A 20282-nucleotide genomic window follows, 5' to 3' on the forward strand; every position below is an offset into this window, starting at 1 on the left:
TTCTTCTTCTTCTCAATCCTGAAAGGTAACCATCAGAAATTCAACTAAATATAAAGGCTTCTAAAAATGCCATTTTAGAGGCTGCAAAGATATCAACTTTAATTCAATGTCCAATTAGATTAATGATTGATCTTAAACAAGCATTAGTTGTGTTTGTTCATTTCTAATTGAGAAAAAAGACAACCATATAGGAAAGATCAAACTGATCACTGAGCACCGTACACTGAATACTATATTACTCTCTTCTAAACTTCTTTGTGTCTTCAAATACCTGCTCCAGGATTGCTTTATCTTCTTCTGAAAATTCTATATCCTTTCGTGCCATCACTTTTTCGGCAACTTCAAAGGCTTTTACAGTTTCGTAAGTTGTACTCCCACCGCTTCCACCCCAGCTAAAGCTGGGTATGAAATTCCGGGGAAAACCGGCTCCAAAAATATTGGCACTAACTCCTACTACGGTTCCGGTATTGAACATGGTGTTGATTCCGCATTTGCTATGATCTCCCATCATAAGTCCGCAGAATTGTAGACCAGTAGGTGCAAATTTTTCAGAAGCATAATCCCACAGCCGCACTTCGGCATAATTATTCTTTAGATTAGAGGTGTTAGTATCTGCTCCCAAATTACACCATTCCCCTAAAACTGAATTTCCAAGAAAACCATCATGTCCTTTATTGGAGTATCCAAAAATGACAGAATTGTTAACCTCTCCTCCTACCTTTGAATGAGGACCCACAGTGGTAGAACCGTATATTTTGGCACCCATTTTTAAGGTTGAATGTTCGCATAAAGCGAAAGGACCTCGAACTATGCTCCCTTCCATAATTTCAGCATCTGAACCTATGTAGATGGGTCCCTCAGAAGCATTGAGGATTGCGCACTCCACCTTTGCTCCCTCTTCTAAAAAAATATTTTCCGGTGCAATTACCTGATTGGTAGAAGACAATTTTTGAGTTTTCCTATCCTCCGTGAGAAGTTCAAAATCGGCATTAATAGCTTCACCATTGAGCCTGAATATATCCCACGTATGCTCCACCATTAGAACATTACCTTCCAACTCAACATGTGAACATTCATCAAAATTCACCTCCTGCTCCTCATATGCATGAAAAGCAACTACATCTTCTTCATAAAAAATACCTTCTCCCGGCTGCAAATTTTTCACCTGTTCAATTAATTCAGCAGTAGGCAAAAAAGCTGCATTGATCATAATATTCTCCTCCATCTCGACCATAGGCCATTTTTCCGAAAGGTAATCTTCAGTTATTGTGGAGGTAGTGGTATTGAGAAATTTTTCCCATTTTTCCCTAATGGTTAAAATTCCAATTCTTATATCGGCTACGGGACGTGTGAAAGTAAAAGGAAGGAGTTGAGAACGAACAGAGCCGTCAAAGAGAATGTAATTCATGTGTTTTCTTTTTCTGGGCTAAAAATACACTTTTTAAAAAAAAATAAGAAAGTTTAATAAAGTACCTAACAAAAAAAACCTCCTAAACAGGAGGCTTTTGAGCTATAATGATATGACGCAAGAATTACTTCTTGAATTTCGCGTATTTGTTCTTGAACTTATCGATACGACCGGCAGTATCCAGCAATTTGGCTTTCCCGGTGTAGAAAGGGTGAGAAGTTCTGGAGATCTCCAACTTCACTAAAGGATAATTCTCACCATCAACTTCAATAGTTTCTTTTGTGTTCGCGGTAGATTTGGTTAAAAAAACCTCGTCATTTGACATGTCTTTAAAAGCTACCAATCTATAATTTTCCGGATGGATTCCCTGCTTCATCTCTTTATTCTTTAAAATCTTGTAATTTTTTCGAAGTGCAAATTTAATTAATTTTTCTAAATCAACAAGTAAATCTTTCCTAATTTTAGGTGAAAAAGAAAGCGCCACCACCTGTGTAACGTTTTGTTATATTTGCTAACTAACTGTAATTAAAATCAACAAATTTTACCAAAATGGAAACGCAACAAGTTAAAGCAAGCAAATTTGTTATTAATTACGGTTTATTACTAGGGATTATCCTGGTGCTTTTAGGTGTGATCATTTACGTCACCAACAATCACCTTAGCCCCCACTGGTCTTTTATGATCGTTACTTTTTCAATAATCATTGCAGTGGTAGTTTTTGGGGTCAAAGCCTTTAAAAAGGAAAACGGCGGATTTCTTTCTTTAGGTGAAGCCATAAAAGTGGCCGTAGGTGTAGGTCTAATAGCCGCATTGCTATCGGGAGCCTGGTCAGTTCTCATGACTACTGTCATAGAGCCAGGTCTTACTGATCAAGCAATAGAAATAGAACGGGAAAAAGCATTTGAAAGTAATCCAAATCTGACTGATGAGCAGTGGGAACAAGGTTTGGAAATGACCGCTGTTTTCAGGCAACCCTGGTTTGCTTTTACCGCAACACTAATTATGTACATGTTTATCGGACTTATAATTGGATTGATTGCCGGTGCGATAATGAAGCAAAAACGACCGTACGAGGTATAAACAAAATTGAATGCAGTTATCTATTGTCATCCCTCTTCTTAACGAGGAAGAATCTTTGAATGAATTATATAATTGGATCGCATCTGTGATGCGGTTCAATTCTTTTTCTTATGAGATAATATTTATTGACGACGGCAGTACAGATAATTCCTGGAAGACGATCAAAAAAATATCTGCAGAAGATCCTTTTGTAAAAGGGATTAAATTCAACCGGAACTATGGCAAATCTCAGGCTCTGCACGTAGGATTTGAAAAAGCCGAAGGAGATGTCATTATTACCATGGATGCCGATCTTCAGGATAATCCTGAAGAAATTCCCGAGCTGTACCACCTTATTATTAAGGATGGTTACGATCTCATCTCGGGCTGGAAAAAGAAAAGGTACGACTCAGTTCTCAGCAAAAACCTGCCTTCCAAACTTTTTAACGCCGCAGCACGTAAAACTTCGGGTCTCAAGCTTCACGATTTTAACTGCGGACTTAAAGCTTACCGGAAAGCCGTTATAAAAAATATAGAAGTGTACGGCGAAATGCACCGTTACATCCCGGTACTGGCAAAGAATGCCGGTTATTTTCGAATAGACGAAAAAGTTGTACAACACCAGGCAAGGAAATATGGCAAAACCAAATTTGGAGCCGAGCGTTTTATTTATGGATTTTTAGACCTTATAACCATTTGGTTCCTGTCGACTTTTGCCCGAAGACCAATGCACCTTTTTGGGGCACTCGGAGTTCTTATGTTTTTCTTCGGTTTTCTCTTCGCTATCGCCATTGGTGCCTCCAAATTGTTCAAACTCTATAAAGGAGTGCCAAGCATTTTGGTAACAGATAATCCATGGTTTTACATCTCCCTTACTACCATGATCTTAGGGACTTTATTGTTCCTTGCCGGCTTTCTGGGAGAATTAATTTTACGCAGTAGCAGGGAAAAAGAGCGCTACCGCATTAGTGAAACTACAGGAGAGATTTAACCGGCATTACCACATAAATCCTTATTTTTGTTGCTGAAAAAATTTTTTTGGCATGAGTTACTATGACGTAAAATCACGGGCAGAGTCCTGGTTAAATCCCGAATTTGATAATGAAACCCAATCAACAGTAAAAGATCTCCTGGAGAAAAATCAGGATGAACTGAAGGAAAGCTTTTACAAGGATCTTGAATTTGGGACCGGTGGGATGCGAGGCATCATGGGAGTCGGGACCAACAGAATCAATAAATATACCCTTGGGAAAAATACTCAGGGACTTTCAAACTATCTTAAGCGACAGTTTCCCGATGAAGATCTAAAAGCAGTCATCGCATACGATTGCCGCAGGAATAGTAAGGAACTTGCTAAAGTTGTAGCCGATGTTTTTTCGGCCAATGGTATCAAAGTGTTTCTTTTTTCTGAACTACGTCCCACCCCGGAACTTTCTTTTTCGGTAAAACATCTGGACTGTCACTGCGGAATTGTTCTCACAGCCAGCCATAATCCACCGGAGTACAACGGTTATAAAGTTTACTGGCAGGATGGTGGACAACTGGTACCACCACAAGATCAGGAGATCGTAGAAGAAATCGGCAGCCTGAAATATTCCGAAGTGAAGTTTGAGGCCAATGAAGATCTTATTGAGTTGGTGGATACTAAAGTAGATGAAGCATTTGTGGAGGCATCTGTCAATAATGGCAGTTTTGATACTTCCCAGGAAGCAAAAGACAATTTAAAAATCGTTTTTACCTCGCTTCACGGAACCGCCATAAAACTTAATCCTAAGGTTCTGGAGGCTGCGGGGTACAAGAACGTTCATATTGTTCAGGAACAGGCGGAACCAGATGGAAATTTCCCCACTGTAGAATCACCCAATCCCGAGGAGCCCGAGGCTTTAAAGATGGCCCTCGAAAAGGCAAAGGAAATTGATGCCGATATTGTCATAGGGACAGATCCCGACGGTGACCGTCTGGGAGTAGCTGTAAAAAATATTCAGGGAGAATTAGAACTTTTAAATGGAAATCAAACCATGCTGGTGATGACCTGGTTCCTTCTTGAACAATGGAAAAAACAGGGTAAGATCAATGGTCGGCAATTTGTAGGCTCCACTATTGTTTCCACTCCTATGCTAAGAGTGATGACCGAGGATTACGGTGTTGAATATAAAGAAGGCCTCACCGGTTTCAAATGGATTGCCAAAATGATTAAGGATAATCCCGGACTGGATTATATAGGAGGCGGGGAAGAAAGTTTTGGTTTTATGGTAGGAGATTTTGTGCGCGATAAAGATGCGACCACCTCTACCCTCTTAGCTTGTGAGATCGCTGCACAAATGAAAGCTAAAGGCATATCCCTCTATGAAAAATTACTAGAACTATACCAGGAGTTTGGTCTCTATAAAGAAGAATTAATTTCCCTTGTAAAAAAAGGAATTGACGGTGCCGAACAGATCAAGAACATGATGGCAAACCTGCGTGATAATCCCTTAACCGAAATTGATGGAGAAAAAGTTGTTCTTGTGGAAGATTACGCAAGTTCGAAAGCATTCCATTATGACCTCACAGAAGCAAAGATCGAAACACTGGATATACCAAAATCTAATGTTCTCATTTACTACACCGAGAATGGAACCAAAGTTGCTGCCAGGCCCAGTGGAACTGAGCCAAAGATCAAATTCTACATAAGTGTAAATGCACCACTCGATGATACAGCGAACTATGAGGAAGTGAAACAACAACTTTCAGATAAAATTGCCGGTATAAAATCAGACCTAAAACTGGATTAAGCTACCCTGCATGAATTATTTTAAGAAGATTATGAGGTTCGCGATCCCTTACAAAAGGTTCGCGATCCTCAACATTATTTGTAATATTCTCTACGCGCTCTTTAGCACCCTGTCATTTCTTGCGCTCATTCCTGTTATCCAGATCTTATTTGACAAAACAAGGCAGGTAGCAGTAGAACCGCAGTGGGCCGGGTTGGGAAGTATGAAAGATTATATGATAGATTACTTCAATTTTGAAGTAACCCGTCGCGTGAATGAGGATGAAGTTGCGGCGCTGCTCTTTGTGTGTGGTATCGTGGTTGTTCTGTTCTTTTTGAAAAACCTGTTTGGTTATCTTGCAGCCTTTTTTATTACCTTTCTTCGGAATGGAGTACTACGCGACGTTCGCAATGCCATTTACGACAAGATCCTGATGCTCCCTATTTCCTATTTTTCTGAAAAGCGAAAAGGAGATACTATCTCACGTATAACCGCCGATGTGAATGAGGTGCAAACTTCATTTCTATCAATTCTCGAGCTTGTTGTAAGAGAGCCTCTCATGATCATCTTTACGATTATAGCAATGTTGCTTATAAGTCCTACGCTTACATTATTTGTTTTTGTTTTTCTGCCAATCTCCGGATTTATTATTTCAACTATTGGAAAAAAACTTAAAAGCAAATCAAGTGAAGCCCAGGCTGAAAATGGGTATTTTCTTTCCCTTGTAGAAGAAACACTTTCGAGCCTTAAAATTGTAAAAGGATTTAATGCCGAAGATAAATTCAGGAATAAATTCCATGATTCAACAAGTCGTCTCAAGAGAATTCTCGATAGTCTTGTAAACCGGCAAAACCTCGCGTCTCCTACCAGTGAATTCCTTGGCATTTTTGTGATCGTGATCATCCTGTGGTTTGGAGGAAATATGGTGTTAATTGAAGGTACTCTTGAAGGTGCAACTTTTATCGCCTTCATGGGTCTCGCCTATAATATACTTACTCCGGCAAAGCAAATAAGTAAAGCAACCTATAGTGTTAAAAAAGGAGATGCAGCCGCCGAAAGGATCTTTCAGGTACTTGAGGCCGAAAGTACAATAACCGATTCCAAAAATGCGGTTGAAAAAACAGATTTTGAAGAGGTAGTGGAAATAGAAAATATTTCTTTTAGATATGAAGAAGAAAATGTTCTGAAAAACTTCAGCATCAAAGTTCCAAAAGGCTCCACGGTTGCGCTTGTAGGCCAGTCGGGAAGTGGGAAGTCAACCATCGCAAACTTAATAACCCGCTTCTATGACGTTAATGAAGGTGCGATTAAGATAGATGGAGTAGATATTAGAAATATGACTAAAAAATCACTTCGGAATTTGATGGGGCTGGTGACCCAGGATTCTATTCTTTTTAATGATACTATTAGAAATAACGTAGGACTTGGAAAAGATAATTCGACAGATGAAGAAATTGTAGAGGCTTTGAAAATTGCAAATGCCTGGGAATTTGTTAAGGACCTGCCTCTAGGCCTGAATACAAATATTGGTGATAGTGGAAATAAATTGAGCGGCGGACAAAAACAGCGTCTATCAATTGCACGGGCCGTACTTAAAAATCCGCCAATCATGATCCTGGATGAAGCTACTTCAGCACTGGATACGGAAAGTGAAAGACTCGTACAAAAGGCACTGGAGAATATGATGAAAAACAGGACTTCAATTGTGATTGCACATAGACTTTCAACCATTCAAAATGCCGAACAGATCGTGGTGATGCAAAAAGGGCAAATTGTAGAGCAGGGCAAACACAGCGAACTACTGGCGAAAAAATCTGTTTATCAAAAACTTGTTGAGATGCAGTCTTTTGATTAACAGATATAAAAAAAATAAAAGGGGTTCCAAAAATGTCATTTTTGGAACCCCTTTTTTATTGTAGGTAATACATAAAAGAAAAAAATGGATGAAGTAGGTCCATCCATTTTTCATAACTCCGCACCAATTTGGGGGCTGGTGATCAGAGCATCTTTATTTTTTGGAGCAAAAAAGATTAACTTTTCACAATGTGAATATACTACAAAAATTGTCATAAAAAATTTTTTTGTGTATTTTATCTTGATAATATGTATTTCATCGATTCCTTGTCATCATTTTGACCGTTATATTTTCTAAGGATTTCCTCCTATCTTTAACTGCTTAAAAAAGTTCCCGCAACAATTGAATTCTTCCGAAGAAAAATTAATCCTGCGCCTTCAGGATCCTGAATCCAGGGATGCTGCATTCAGGGAGTTGCTGGAATTATACCAGGAGAGGCTCTATTGGCAGTGCCGGAATATTGTGAAAAACCATGAAGATGCCGATGATGTCCTGCAAAATACTTTCATCAAGGTCTTCAGGAATATCGGGAAATTCAAAGGAGAAAGTCAGTTGTTTTCCTGGATGTACCGCATTGCCACAAATGAAGCTATAACTTTTATAAATAACCGGGCGAAAAAGCAAAAATTAAGTTCAGAAGAGCTTCAGCAACAAATAATTGAAAATCTTGAAAATGATGTATACTTTGAAGGAGATGAAATTCAACTAAAGCTACAAAAAGCGATAGCCACGCTTCCGGAGAAACAACAACAGGTTTTTAACATGAAATACTTTCAAGAATTGAAGTATAAGGAAATTTCTGATATTTTAGGTACTTCTGAAGGCGCACTCAAAGCCTCTTACCACCATGCTACCAAAAAAATTGAAGATTTTTTAAAAGATGTTTAAACCTTGGGAGGAATTTTCAGTCAAATAAACAAATGAAAGAGAACAGGTTACCATACGATAAAACAGGAGGATTTAAAGTTCCGGAAGGTTACTTCCAGGATTTTGAAGCCCGAATGATGGCACGTGTAACCCAGGAAGAAAAAGCTTTTGGTGAAAATCCATTCCGGCTTCCTGAAAATTATTTTGAACAACTTGAAGACAGGATATTTGAAAAACTCGAAAAATCCCCCAAAAAAGGTAAGGTTGTTCCACTTTTCAACCGAAAAATCTGGTCTTATGCAGCCAGCGTTGCAGCCGTTGTGGCAATCCTCTTTACTTCTGTGATTTTCAATGGCAATGGAGAGATAGGCTTTGAGGACCTGGATGTAATAGCTGTTGAAAATTACCTTTTAGAGTCCCTGGACATGGAAAATCCCAATCAGGTGCCTTTTATTGACTATGAATTAACCGCTTCGACGAACCCAAATATTAATAAAGAAGCCCTATTCGATTATTTAACCGAAAATGTCGATGAGCCGGCATTCCTACTTAATGAAGATTAGAATGAAAAAGATTTTAATTATGGTTCTCTTCCTGTTTACGGGAATTTTTGTCACCGCCCAGGACAGGGAAGCACACCGGGAGAAAATTAGAGCTCTTAAAACTGCCTACATTACCGACGGTTTAAATTTGACAACCGAGGAAGCTCAGCAGTTTTGGCCCGTTTATAACGAATATGAGGAAAAAAGAAGAGCACTTTATCGGCAGGAAAGAGCCGAGATAGAAAACCTAGAGTGTATCAGCGAAGATAAAGCAAACTTAAAACTCGAGGAATATGTTGAACTTGAGAGGGAAGATTACTTGCTGAAAAAGAAATATTATAATGACCTCAAAAATATCTTCAGCGCCCGGAGAATTATGCAGTTAAAGAAGGTGGAAGATGAATTTAATCACAAAATGATGCGTGAATACCGTGCACGAAAGAATGAATAATTAATAGATTTTGGTTGGTTAGTTGGAATGGTCCGGTTGCGTAAAGCGCCGGATCATTTGTTTTCACCTGAACTTTAACTTGGCCAGCCGATTCTTTCCAGCTGCATAAGCTACAGAATCATTGAGAAACCTGATCGTGTAAAATCCTTCGGAAGAAAGCTCCTTCCAGTTCTCTCCTGCATCTGCCGAGTAAGAGATACCTGTAAAACCAACTGCTACAATTTCTTCTCCTTTTCCACCGGGAATATAACGCACGCTGCTCTTATAGCCTGGATCTTTACCTTCGGCTATAAGGCTCCAGGTTTTTCCGCCATCGGTCGTAACGGCTTTATTGGCTTTATTTTCTTCGGGAGTTGTGTAATCGCCGCCAGTGATAATTCCCTGCTGTTCGTCGTAAAAATCCATGGAATATCCTCCTTGTGTACTTTCTCCCTGTATAAGTGGCGTATCAAATACATCCCAGGTCTTTCCCTTGTCCGGAGTAAAGAAAACGCGGGAGCGAGCGCCTCCCGAGAGGATCCATGCCTTATTTCCCTCTACAACAATATTTGAATTACTTGCCGCAAAGGCTGCCTCTCCCTCAGCCACTTCCGGAAGTTGATCACAGGAAAGTTTATTCCAGGTCTGTCCGCCGTCGCGTGTAATGATCACCGAAAGACAATTTTCCACCGGGTCGCCCATTGCAATTCCTTCTTTATCATTCCAAAAGGTCATTGCATCATAAAACACTTTTTCTCCCTCCTCTTTGTAAACCAGCTCCATTTGGCCGCTGTCCCCGGTTTTGTAAAGAAGGGCAGGATTCGCTACACTCAGCATAAAGAAATCTTCGGAAGTTCCTGCAACTGCGCGAAATTCGGGATAAATGGAATCGTACTGCTGCCGGCTCACCCTTACCTGGTCTTGTTTAGAATTATAAATTCCGTAAGCGCCATTTGATCCTGCAAAAGCTAAATCCTCCCCAATGATCTCGATGGCTCTTATGCTAACGGAATCTTCCAGCAACACCTCAACTTCCACTTCAGAAAAAACCTTTCTTTCTACCTGTTCAGGTTCTGATTTACATGCTGCAAAGGCTATAAAAAGTATCAGGATCAGGCGCTTCATTTATCTTATTTTGCTTCCAAAGATAGAATTTTCCGAAGTTTAAAAACCTTACCTTTGCCGCTTTAAACATAATTTATGCGCTTATACAGAAACCTGGTCTTTGCAACGGTTGATGCCCTTGGAGAAATATTTAATGAAGGAGAGTACGCCGATAAGGTGATTGCAAAAACCTTAAAACGCGACAAACGCTGGGGCTCCCGCGACCGCAGTTTTATTGCCGAGACCACTTATGACATTGTGAGATGGAAGCGCCTTTATTCTGAAATTGCTGAAGTAAAAGCTCCCTACTCCCGGGAAAATCTCTTTCGGCTGTTTGCAGTTTGGGCTACACTGAGAGGAATCGAAATACCATCTGACTGGAAGCAGATCGAACCAGTACCTACCCGCCGTATTAAAGGAAAATTTGACGAGTTAAGCAAGATCAGGAAATTTCGGGAATCTGTGCCAGACTGGTTGGATGAAATGGGTGTAAAAGAACTGGGAGAAGAAGTATGGGAAAAGGAAATTCACGCCCTCAACGAACAGGCGCCTGTAATCCTTAGAACCAATACCCTAAAAACAACGAAAGAAAAGTTACAACAGGAGCTTCAAAAAGAGAGCATTGTAACTGAATTTTTGAAAGGTTTCCCAGATGCTTTACAACTAAAGGAACGAACCAATGTCTTTAGAACTGAAGCCTTTAAAATCGGTCTTTTTGAAGTTCAGGATGCCTCTTCTCAACTTGTGGCTAACTTCCTCCAGGTTGAACCTGGAATGCGCGTAGTCGATACCTGCGCCGGTGCCGGAGGGAAATCTCTGCACTTAGCAGCTTTAATGGAGAATAAAGGTCAGTTAATCGCTACCGATATTTACGATAACAAACTGAAGGAACTTAAACGTCGTGCACGTCGTGCCGGCGCTCATAATATTGAACCAAGAGTAATTGATTCTACGAAAGTGGTTAAAAAGCTCTACGGTAGCGCAGATCGTGTGCTTATCGATGCTCCCTGTAGCGGATTGGGTGTTCTAAGCCGTAATCCCGATGCCAAATGGAAATTAAGGCCTGAGTTCCTCGAGACAATCAGAATAACTCAGCAAGAGATCCTTAGCCAATATTCGAGAATGGTAAAAGACGGTGGAAAGTTGGTTTACGCTACTTGTTCTATATTGCCTTCAGAAAATGAAGAACAGGTGAAGAAGTTTTTAGGATCTGACGAAGGAAAAGATTTCAGCCTTGCAAAAGAACAAAAGATCCTGTCCAGTGAATCAGGCTTTGACGGCTTCTATATGGCTCTGCTCGAAAAGAAAAACTAAGGCTTGGGCTAAAGCCCCTAACAAGATATCTTTTGTTACCTCCGGATTTATCCGGAGGTAATTTATTTTCATAGTATCATATATTTTTTTAAAAGAACATTTTTTTGAATAGCCTCAGCCTTCAGGCGCAGGTCAAATAGATATTATCCAAGGGCTTTAGCCCGACCCTTACAATCTTTAATACAAGCAGCCTCAAAAAATGCCATTTTTGAGAGTTAATTATTTTGTGTTCTTTTTGTTTTGAGGCCGAAGGAGTTCCTTCAAAAAATGTAAATTTGTTTCCTTACAACAACACAAAATATAAAGAATGATCCTGTTCTTCGGAAACAAGCCAAACAAGGTGTATGCGGTTCAAACCCATAAAACACTTTCGGCTGAAAACATCGTCAAATTAAACTGGCTCTTTGGTAACGCACAACATCTAGATAAATCTGCCATGGCAGATTTTTTTGTTGGTCCCCGTGCCGCAATGATCACCCCCTGGAGCACAAATGCTGTAGAAATTACCCAGAACATGGGAATTGAAGGCATTCGCAGGATTGAGGAATTCATTGAGGTTGATGAACACTATACCGGCTATGACCCTATGCTTTCTCAAAAGTATGGCGGCCTGGATCAGGATATATTCACGATCAACATAGAGCCTGAACCGATTCGTGAAGTAGAAAATATTTCGGCGTATAACAACAAAGAAGGATTAGCGCTGAATGATGAGGAAGTTGAATACCTTGAAAAACTCTCCGAAAAAATTGGCCGCAAACTTACGGATTCTGAAGTCTTCGGGTTTTCCCAGGTAAATTCAGAACATTGTCGACATAAGATCTTTAACGGAGTCTTTGAAATAGATGGCGAGCAAAAGCCGGTATCCCTTTTTAAACTTATTAGAAAAACTTCTGAAGAAAATCCGAACGAAATTGTATCGGCATATAAGGATAACGTTGCATTTATAAAAGGACCAAGAGTAGAGCAATTCGCACCACAATCTGCAGACAAACCCGATTATTATAAAAAGAAGGAATTTGAGTCAGTTATTTCTTTAAAAGCCGAAACTCACAACTTCCCAACCACCGTCGAACCTTTCAACGGTGCTGCCACCGGAAGTGGAGGCGAGATCCGCGACAGGCTAGCAGGTGGGAAAGGATCCCTGCCGCTGGCAGGAACAGCCGTTTATATGACTTCATATTCCAGGCTTGAGGAAAACAGGCAATGGGAAGATGCTTTTCCCGCAAGGCCATGGCTTTACCAGACTCCAATGGATATCCTGATCAAGGCCTCCAATGGAGCATCAGATTTCGGAAATAAATTCGGGCAGCCTCTTATTGCAGGTTCAGTGCTGACCTTTGAACATTCCGAAGATCGAAGAGCCCTTGGCTACGACAAGGTGATCATGATGGCCGGTGGGATTGGTTATGGAAAAGCCGACCAGGCCATCAAAGGAGCTCCAAAAAAGGGAGATCAAATCGTTGTTCTGGGAGGCGAGAATTACAGGATTGGAATGGGAGGTGCCGCGGTATCATCAGCCGATACCGGTGAATTCAGCAGCGGGATTGAGCTTAACGCGATCCAGCGGTCAAATCCTGAGATGCAAAAACGTGCTGCTAATACCATTCGTGCAATGGTTGAGGCAGATGAAAATACTATTGTTTCCATTCACGACCACGGAGCCGGTGGACACCTCAACTGCCTTAGTGAACTTGTGGAAGACACCGGCGGAAAAATCGACTTGGATAAACTTCCTGTAGGAGATCCAACACTTTCGGCTAAAGAGATCATCGGGAATGAATCTCAGGAGCGAATGGGACTTATCATTTCTGAAGAGAATTTGCAGCAAATGCAGAAGATCGCCGAGCGGGAAAGAACTCCATTATATGCCGTAGGTCACGTGACCGAGGACAGACAGTTCACTTTCGAAAGCAAAAAGACAGGTGACAAACCAATGGATTTGGCGCTTGGGGATATGTTTGGAAGTTCCCCGAAAACTTTAATGAAAGACAAAACTGTAGCCAGAAAATATGATGATCTGGATTACAACCCGAAAGATCTGCAAAAATACCTGGAGCGAGTGCTACTTCTGGAAGCTGTTGGATCTAAAGACTGGCTTACGAACAAAGTAGATCGTTGTGTAACCGGAAGAGTGGCAAAGCAACAAACTGCCGGCCCATTACAACTTCCGTTGAACAACTGCGGGGTAATGGCGCTTGATTACAAAGGAAAAAATGGGGTGGCAACATCTATTGGCCACTCCCCTGTTTCGGCTTTGATCGATCCCGTAGCAGGTTCCCGAAATTCGATTGCCGAAGCGCTTACAAACATTGTTTGGGCACCTCTTGAAAAAGGCTTAAAGTCGGTTTCTTTATCGGCTAACTGGATGTGGCCTTGTAACAACGAAGGAGAGGATGCAAGGTTGTATGAAGCTGTGCAGGGAGTTTCAGATTTTGCCATCGCATTAGGAATTAACGTTCCTACCGGAAAAGATTCCCTTTCCATGAAACAACGTTACGAAGACGGGAACGTATTGGCACCGGGAACAGTAATTATTTCGGCTGCCGGTCATTGTGACGAAATTACCAAAGTAGTGGAGCCGGTACTGCAAAAGAATGGCGGAGCTATTTACTATATCAATTTTTCCCAGGATAATTTTAAGCTTGGCGGTTCTTCCTTTGGGCAGATTTTAAACAAGGTAGGTGCCGAAGCATCAACCATTAAAGACGATAAAAAATTCGCTTCTGCTTTTAACGCTGTTCAGGAATTAATTAGGAAGGATTTGATCCTTGCCGGACACGACGTAGCTTCGGGCGGACTTATCACTACCCTTCTCGAAATGTGCTTTGCAGATGTTGATCTTGCTGCAGAATTAAATCTTTCCAAACTGAAAGAAAAGGACAGTGTGAAATTGCTCTTTTCAGAAAACTGCGGAATTGTTTTTCAGGCAAAAGATTCTTCAGTAGAAGGCCTTTTGAAGGAGAAAGACGTAGCATTCTTTAAGATTGGAAAAGCCACTGAAGGAAAGAATCTGAAAATAAAGAATGGGGATCAAATATTTAAGTTTGACATTCCAAAATTACGAGACATCTGGTCAAAAACTTCATTCCTGCTTGATCAAAAGCAAAGTGGAAGAGATAATGCGGCAGAGCGTTATAAAAATTACGCAAATCAACCGCTGCACTTCAGGTTTCCGAAAGGTTTTTCAGGAAATTTACCTCTCGACTCCGCTCGAGGTGACAAACCGAGAATTAAAGCTGCGATTATTCGTGAAAAAGGATCGAATTCAGAAAGAGAAATGGCTTATGCGATGGACCTTGCGGGATTTGATGTAAAAGACGTTCACATGACCGATCTTATTTCAGGTAGGGAGACACTAGAGGATATTCAATTTATTGCAGCAGTTGGAGGATTTTCGAATTCAGATGTTTTGGGAAGTGCGAAAGGCTGGGCAGGAGCATTTTTATATAACGAAAAAGCCAAAGCCGCTTTAGATAATTTCTTTGCGAGAGAAAATACACTTTCACTGGGAGTTTGTAATGGTTGTCAATTATTCATTGAGATGGGATTATTGCATCCCGATCATGAAGAGAAGCCAAAAATGCTTCACAACGAATCACATAAATTTGAATGTAATTTCACTTCAATGGAAATTTCAGAAAATGATTCTGTGATGATGCATTCGCTTTCCGGCACGAGGCTGGGAATATGGGCAGCTCACGGAGAAGGTAAATTCAGTTTTCCCTATGAAACTAAACGCTATAAGATCATTGGGAAGTATGGTTACGAGACTTATCCTTCCAACCCTAATGGTTCTCATTACAATACAGCAATGATTGTAAGTGACAATGGTCGCCACCTGGCGATGATGCCGCACCTTGAAAGATCTACTTTCCCCTGGAACTGGGCACATTATCCAAAAGATCGGAATGATGAGATCACTCCCTGGATCGAAGCCTTTGTAAATGCCAGGAAATGGCTTGAAAAGAAATAAATTAATAAAAAAAACGTCCGGAATAATCTCCCGGACGTTTTTTATTTTTAGCTGTTCTTAAAATCTAGTTAGTCAAAGGATACTCTTCAAAAATGGCATTTACTAGTTCCTGTATAGCCTGAAGGTCCGACTCACCCGCAAGACTTTCAGAAGCTATACCTCTCCACACAGTATTTCTCGTTTCCCTGTCTACCAGGCGAACTACTACTGTACCTTCTTCATAAGCATAAGTATCTGTATCGTATCCAATGATGTTACTGTAACCTGCATAGCCGCCGTAGTAATAATTGTTATAAATTGGATTTACCATGCCTACTCCTGTAGTATAGGGATAGGTTGCGTAAACAGGATCTGTTGTGGTGGTAATTTCTGTATCAGATTCAGTTTCGATCAGTACAAGTAAATCTGGATTTTGCCGGTCAAGGTTATATCCTGCCTGCCGCAGATTCATATTAACCGCCTCGACCACTGCCCTACTAACATCTTCAGATTCCATCTGCATTCCCTGAACATTTACGTTTGCGTTTGGAAGAAAAGCGAAGGTGTCATAGTTGCTAAGATCTTTACTTGTCATTTTCTGTGTAGATACACGTGGACCGCAACCAATCAGGATACCTCCAATTAACAATAGAATAAGTACATTTAATTTTTTCATAGCTCTAATTTTTAATTTTACATTATCCTGAATTTAGTGATTTAGCCGCTGGTTCATCAGCTAATTAACTCATTTATAAAACATTTAACCAACAGACGGTGATTTTACCACACTAATACCATTACTGCGTCTCAGGATTTCACCTTTTTATAACAAAATTTCAATTACTGATTTTTATCTTAAGAAGAAAAACTCAATATGAATACTAAAGAGAAAGACGAAAAATATTTTGGACGTGGTAATCCAGCCATGGACCTGGAAGTAGTAAAAGCAGAAGGTAGTTATGTCTATGGCGCCGATGGTAAAAAGTATGTAGATTTTTTGGGAGGCGCAGGCGTAGGCAACCTGGGTTGGGGAGTTAAAGAAATTGAAGATGCAATACGCAATAGTGACCGTCCCACCTATGTTTATCCCAATTTTTATTATAGACTCTGGACCGAACTAGCAGAACTCCTGGCCGAACTTTGCCCCGGAAACCTCAAAAAGAGCTACAGGATGACGGGAGGCTCTGAAGCTGTGGAAGCTGCCTTGGAAATAGCAACCATGTTCACCGGCCGTAAAAAAATCCTTTCCGTAGAGGGTAGTTACCACGGAAATACCATAGGAGCCTTGAGTATTGGAGCTACGAAAAAACAAAAGAAGTTCCCAAATCTCCTGGAAGGGTGTGAAAAACTAGAGCTTCCATTAAATAAGGAAAAACTTCAGCAGGTAGAAAAAATGCTCTATACCAAAGAAGTAGCTGCCGTGATCATGGAACCTATAATCGTCAACCTGGGGGTTTTAATTCCGGAAGAAGAATTCATGGCAGGACTCAATAAAATCTGCAAAGAAACAGGAACCCTTCTGATTATGGATGAGGCGATCACCGGCTTTGGAAGAACCGGAAAAATGTTTGCTACTGAACATTTTGATATTGAACCGGATATTCTTTGTATGGCAAAAGCAATTACTGCAGGACATGCCGGCATGGGAGCTGTGATCACAACTCCAGAGATAGATAAAAAGGTTGGTGGGGAAATTGGCTTATATTCCTCCTATGGATGGCATCCCATTGCAGTAGATGCTTCACTTGCTGCTTTAAACTACCTTCAAAAGAACAAACAAAAGCTCTTTCACAACATTGACCAGCTGGAACAAATCTTCAAAAAGGGGGTTTCTGAAATTGATTTCAGAAACGATCCAGAGATGCGTATTAAAGGGGCGGCTATTGGCGTAGACCTAAAAGATGAGGAGTATGCTTCAGAAATAAAACAAAGAGCTTTAAAAAATGGTCTCCTAATAAACACTGAGGGATCTTCCCTCCTCTTCTTACCTAATTTCGAGATGACACAGAAAACAGCTCTTGAAGGAATCGATTTGCTAAAAAACTGTGTTTAAAAAAAGAGATTTTTAAATTTTTATTTGAAATAGATGCTTCTTTTGCTATTTTGCAGAGACTATTATAACAAATTAATAAATGACCGAGATAAAAAGACTCTTTGATTTTCCTTATTTTCAACTGGAGAATGCTCCCCTGGAAAAATCCCTGGTTACCAAGTACAACGGGAAATGGGAAGCCATTTCTTCCCAGGAATATATCGACAAGGCCAATGCAGTAAGCCGCGGCTTGTTACGCCTGGGAATTAAACCCAATGACAAGATTGCCGTGATCTCCACCAGTAATCGTTCTGAATGGAATATTATGGACATTGGAATCTTACAACTTGGAGCTCAAAATGTGCCCATTTACCCCACTGTTTCTGAAGAAGATTATGAATATGTGATCACTCACAGTGAATCCATTTATTGTTTTGTATCTGACAAAGAAATCCTTAACAAGCTCAATACCATTAGAGGAAACACGCAGTTAAAAGGTGTCTATACCTTTGATGAAATTCCAGGAGCCGACAACTGGAAAGAGATCCTGAAGCTTGGAGAGGACACGTCTAATCAGGAAGAGGTTGAAGCCAGAAAAAATACCGTAAAAGAAGATGATCTTGCCACTCTTATCTATACTTCGGGAACCACAGGTAGACCAAAGGGAGTAATGCTCACCCATAAAAATATTGTTAGTGATGTATTATTAAGTTCGGAGCGGGTGCCTTTTGACTTCGGAACCTATGTTGCTTTAAGTTTCCTACCGGTTTGTCATATTTTTGAAAGAATGATCCTGTATTTGTATCAGTATTACAGTGTATCAATTCATTTTGCCGAATCTATAGAAACGATAAGTGACAATCTTAAAGAAGTAAAACCACATGTAATATCGGCCGTCCCGAGACTTCTGGAAAAAGTTTATGATAAGATCATTGCAAAAGGTTCTACTGTGGGCGGAATTAAGCAAAAACTATTTTTCTGGGCTGTAGATCTTGGTCTTGAATATGAACCCTATGGAGCAAATGGCTGGTGGTATGAAACACAGCTTAATTTAGCTCGAAAGCTTGTGTTTTCCAAGTGGAAGGAAGGTTTGGGAGGACGAATAGAATTAATAGTGTCGGGTAGCGCTGCGTTGCAGCCAAGACTTGCAAGAGTTTTTGCTGCTGCGGGAATTCCTGTAATGGAAGGTTATGGACTAACGGAAACTTCACCGGTTATTTCTGTAAATGATCAAAGGAACCGCGGATTCAAAATTGGAACGGTGGGAAAAGTCTTAAAAGATGTGGAGGTAAAAATAGCCGAAGACGGAGAGATCTTGTGTAAAGGACCCAACGTAATGAAAGGTTATTATAAAGAACCTGAAAAAACCAAAGAAGCCATCAACGAAGACGGATATTTCCACACAGGAGATATAGGTGAATTGGACAGTGAAGGATTTCTAAAAATTACAGATCGTAAGAAGGAAATGTTTAAAACTTCGGGCGGGAAGTATGTTGCACCTCAAATCATTGAGAACCAAATGAAGCAGTCACGGTTCATTGCTGAATTAATGGTTGTTGGAGAAGGTGAAAAAATGCCTGCAGCTCTAATTCAGCCCGATTTCGAATTCGTGAGGGAATGGGCTAAAAGAAAACGCATTGAGGTAGGCCCAAGTAATGCCGATCTTATCACCAATCCACAGGTAAAGGCACGAATCCAGGAAGAAGTGGATTTCTATAATCAAAAGTTTGGAAGCTGGGAAAAGATCAAGAAGTTTGAACTAACTCCCGATGTTTGGAGCATTGAAGGGGAACATCTTACTCCTACCATGAAGCTAAAACGCCGCAATGTTATCAAACTCTATCAAAATTTGTATGATGGGATCTATGAAAGGTAGAACCAAAAAAAAGAATTATGATAAAAAAAAACGTCTGGGAATTGCCGGACGTTTTTATTTAAACATATAAGATTTCTTAAAACCAGTAGATCCAGATCCTTTACCAGCGCTGATGGACCTCTTCTTTTATATAATCCTCATAGACCAGATTCATTTTTTCAATCTGATCTTCAGTTAGATCGGGAGTGTCTTCAACAGAAAGATTTGAGAGCAAATGTTCTACTTTTGAAGCGCCGGGAATTACCGTACTAACTTCTTGTCTTCTAAGGATCCATTTTAATGCCATAGGAGCGAGATTTTCTTTTTCGGGAAAAATGGCTTTTAAAGAATTCGCTGCTTCTACTCCCTTTTTGAAATTTACTCCGGCAAAAGTCTCCCCTTTATCAAATGCTTCTCCGTTACGATTAAAATTGCGGTGATCTTCAGGAGAGAAATGGGAATCTTTACTGAATTTCCCGGTTAATAATCCACTGGCAAGAGGAACTCTGACTATTACTCCGACGTTCTTTTCAGAAGCCATTTTAAAGAACTTTTCCTGTGGGCGCTGGCGAAACAGATTGTAAATAATTTGTACAGTTGAAACATTCTCGTATTCCAGAGCTTTTATCCCTTCCTCCACTTTCTCTACACTTACGCCAAGCCGATCTATTTTTCCCTGCTCCCGAAGTCGGTCAAAAGTCTCAAAAATCTCCGGCCGGTAATAAACATCTGTAGGAGGACAATGGAGCTGAATAAGATCTATTTTTTCCAGACCGGAATTTTTTAAACTGTCTTCCACAAATTTTGTCAGTACTTCGGGAGTATATCCTTCATTGACATGAGGAGAAATTTTCCGGCCACACTTCGTAGCCACATAAATTTTTTCCGATCGGGATCTTACTACTCTTCCAACTGCAGCTTCGCTGAGACCATCTTCGTAAACATCTGCTGTGTCTATAAAATTGATGCCGTTATCTATTGCAGTATTGAGAATTTCTTCTGCTTTTTTATCATCAAAGCCAGATCCCCATTTCCCTCCTACCTGCCAGGTGCCGAGGGAAATTTCTGAAATTTCAAATCCTGTCTTTCCTAAAGTTCTATATTTCAT

16 protein-coding genes are annotated in these 20282 nt (G+C 40.4%); 11 read left to right on the forward strand and 5 right to left on the reverse strand.

The window, feature by feature from the left end; all coding sequences use genetic code 11:
• Positions 1–235 precede the first annotated feature (235 nt).
• Positions 236–1408 (reverse strand): GlmU family protein, encoded by a 1173-nt coding sequence (locus H148_RS0104655; protein WP_029033764.1) that lies wholly within the window; start codon positions 1406–1408, stop codon positions 236–238.
• Between the two features lie 124 nt (positions 1409–1532).
• Positions 1533–1784: a type B 50S ribosomal protein L31 gene (locus H148_RS0104660; protein WP_029033765.1), complete on the reverse strand. Its 252-nt coding sequence runs from the start codon at positions 1782–1784 to the stop codon at positions 1533–1535.
• Positions 1785–1957: 173 nt separating this feature from the next.
• Here H148_RS0104660 and H148_RS0104665 point away from each other — a divergent pair, with 173 nt between their 5' ends.
• From H148_RS0104665 to H148_RS0104695, 7 genes are all read left to right on the forward strand, one after another.
• Positions 1958–2488 carry a DUF4199 domain-containing protein gene (locus H148_RS0104665; protein ID WP_029033766.1) on the forward strand — a complete coding sequence of 177 codons (531 nt, stop codon included), beginning with the start codon at positions 1958–1960 and terminating at the stop codon, positions 2486–2488.
• Between the two features lie 10 nt (positions 2489–2498).
• Complete coding sequence (locus H148_RS0104670) at positions 2499–3458, forward strand: glycosyltransferase (protein ID WP_029033767.1); 960 nt, start codon at positions 2499–2501, stop codon at positions 3456–3458.
• 52 nt (positions 3459–3510) lie between these two features.
• Positions 3511–5241, forward strand: a complete 1731-nt coding sequence (locus H148_RS0104675) for a phospho-sugar mutase (protein WP_029033768.1) — start codon at positions 3511–3513, stop codon at positions 5239–5241.
• A 10-nt stretch (positions 5242–5251) separates the two neighbouring features.
• The gene (locus H148_RS0104680; protein WP_029033769.1) at positions 5252–7075 is read left to right on the forward strand and encodes an ABC transporter ATP-binding protein; all 1824 of its coding nucleotides are present in this window, start codon (positions 5252–5254) and stop codon (positions 7073–7075) included.
• A gap of 342 nt (positions 7076–7417) precedes the next feature.
• Positions 7418–7963, forward strand: a complete 546-nt coding sequence (locus H148_RS0104685; protein WP_029033770.1) for an RNA polymerase sigma factor — start codon at positions 7418–7420, stop codon at positions 7961–7963.
• A 32-nt stretch (positions 7964–7995) separates the two neighbouring features.
• Positions 7996–8505, forward strand: a complete 510-nt coding sequence (locus H148_RS18275) for a hypothetical protein (protein WP_051286174.1) — start codon at positions 7996–7998, stop codon at positions 8503–8505.
• Between the two features lies 1 nt (position 8506).
• Positions 8507–8935, forward strand: coding sequence for a Spy/CpxP family protein refolding chaperone (locus H148_RS0104695; protein WP_029033771.1), 429 nt, complete (start codon positions 8507–8509; stop codon positions 8933–8935).
• A gap of 63 nt (positions 8936–8998) precedes the next feature.
• Here the strand turns inward: H148_RS0104695 and H148_RS0104700 are convergent, their stop codons facing one another.
• On the reverse strand, positions 8999–10039 hold the full coding sequence (locus tag H148_RS0104700; protein WP_029033772.1) for a WD40/YVTN/BNR-like repeat-containing protein: 1041 nt from the start codon (positions 10037–10039) through the stop codon (positions 8999–9001).
• A 75-nt stretch (positions 10040–10114) separates the two neighbouring features.
• On the opposite strand from H148_RS0104700, the gene H148_RS0104705 reads away from it, so the two are divergent.
• Positions 10115–11332 carry an RsmB/NOP family class I SAM-dependent RNA methyltransferase gene (locus H148_RS0104705; protein ID WP_029033773.1) on the forward strand — a complete coding sequence of 406 codons (1218 nt, stop codon included), beginning with the start codon at positions 10115–10117 and terminating at the stop codon, positions 11330–11332.
• A gap of 307 nt (positions 11333–11639) precedes the next feature.
• A complete protein-coding gene (gene purL / locus H148_RS0104715; protein WP_029033774.1) occupies positions 11640–15308 on the forward strand; it encodes a phosphoribosylformylglycinamidine synthase in 3669 nt (1222 codons plus the stop codon).
• A 64-nt stretch (positions 15309–15372) separates the two neighbouring features.
• Here the strand turns inward: purL and H148_RS0104720 are convergent, their stop codons facing one another.
• The gene (locus tag H148_RS0104720; protein WP_029033775.1) at positions 15373–15963 is read right to left on the reverse strand and encodes a DUF4136 domain-containing protein; all 591 of its coding nucleotides are present in this window, start codon (positions 15961–15963) and stop codon (positions 15373–15375) included.
• A 198-nt stretch (positions 15964–16161) separates the two neighbouring features.
• On the opposite strand from H148_RS0104720, the gene H148_RS0104725 reads away from it, so the two are divergent.
• Positions 16162–17340, forward strand: coding sequence for a class-III pyridoxal-phosphate-dependent aminotransferase (locus H148_RS0104725; RefSeq protein WP_051286176.1), 1179 nt, complete (start codon positions 16162–16164; stop codon positions 17338–17340).
• A 79-nt stretch (positions 17341–17419) separates the two neighbouring features.
• Entirely contained in the window at positions 17420–19195 is a 1776-nt protein-coding gene (locus H148_RS0104730; RefSeq protein WP_029033777.1) for an AMP-dependent synthetase/ligase, read from the forward strand.
• A 100-nt stretch (positions 19196–19295) separates the two neighbouring features.
• On the opposite strand, the gene H148_RS0104740 is transcribed toward H148_RS0104730, so the two are convergent.
• On the reverse strand, positions 19296–20282 hold the full coding sequence (locus tag H148_RS0104740) for an aldo/keto reductase (protein WP_029033778.1): 987 nt from the start codon (positions 20280–20282) through the stop codon (positions 19296–19298).

The organism is Salinimicrobium terrae DSM 17865, assembly GCF_000424665.1.
Taxonomy (GTDB): Bacteria; Bacteroidota; Bacteroidia; order Flavobacteriales; family Flavobacteriaceae; genus Salinimicrobium; species Salinimicrobium terrae.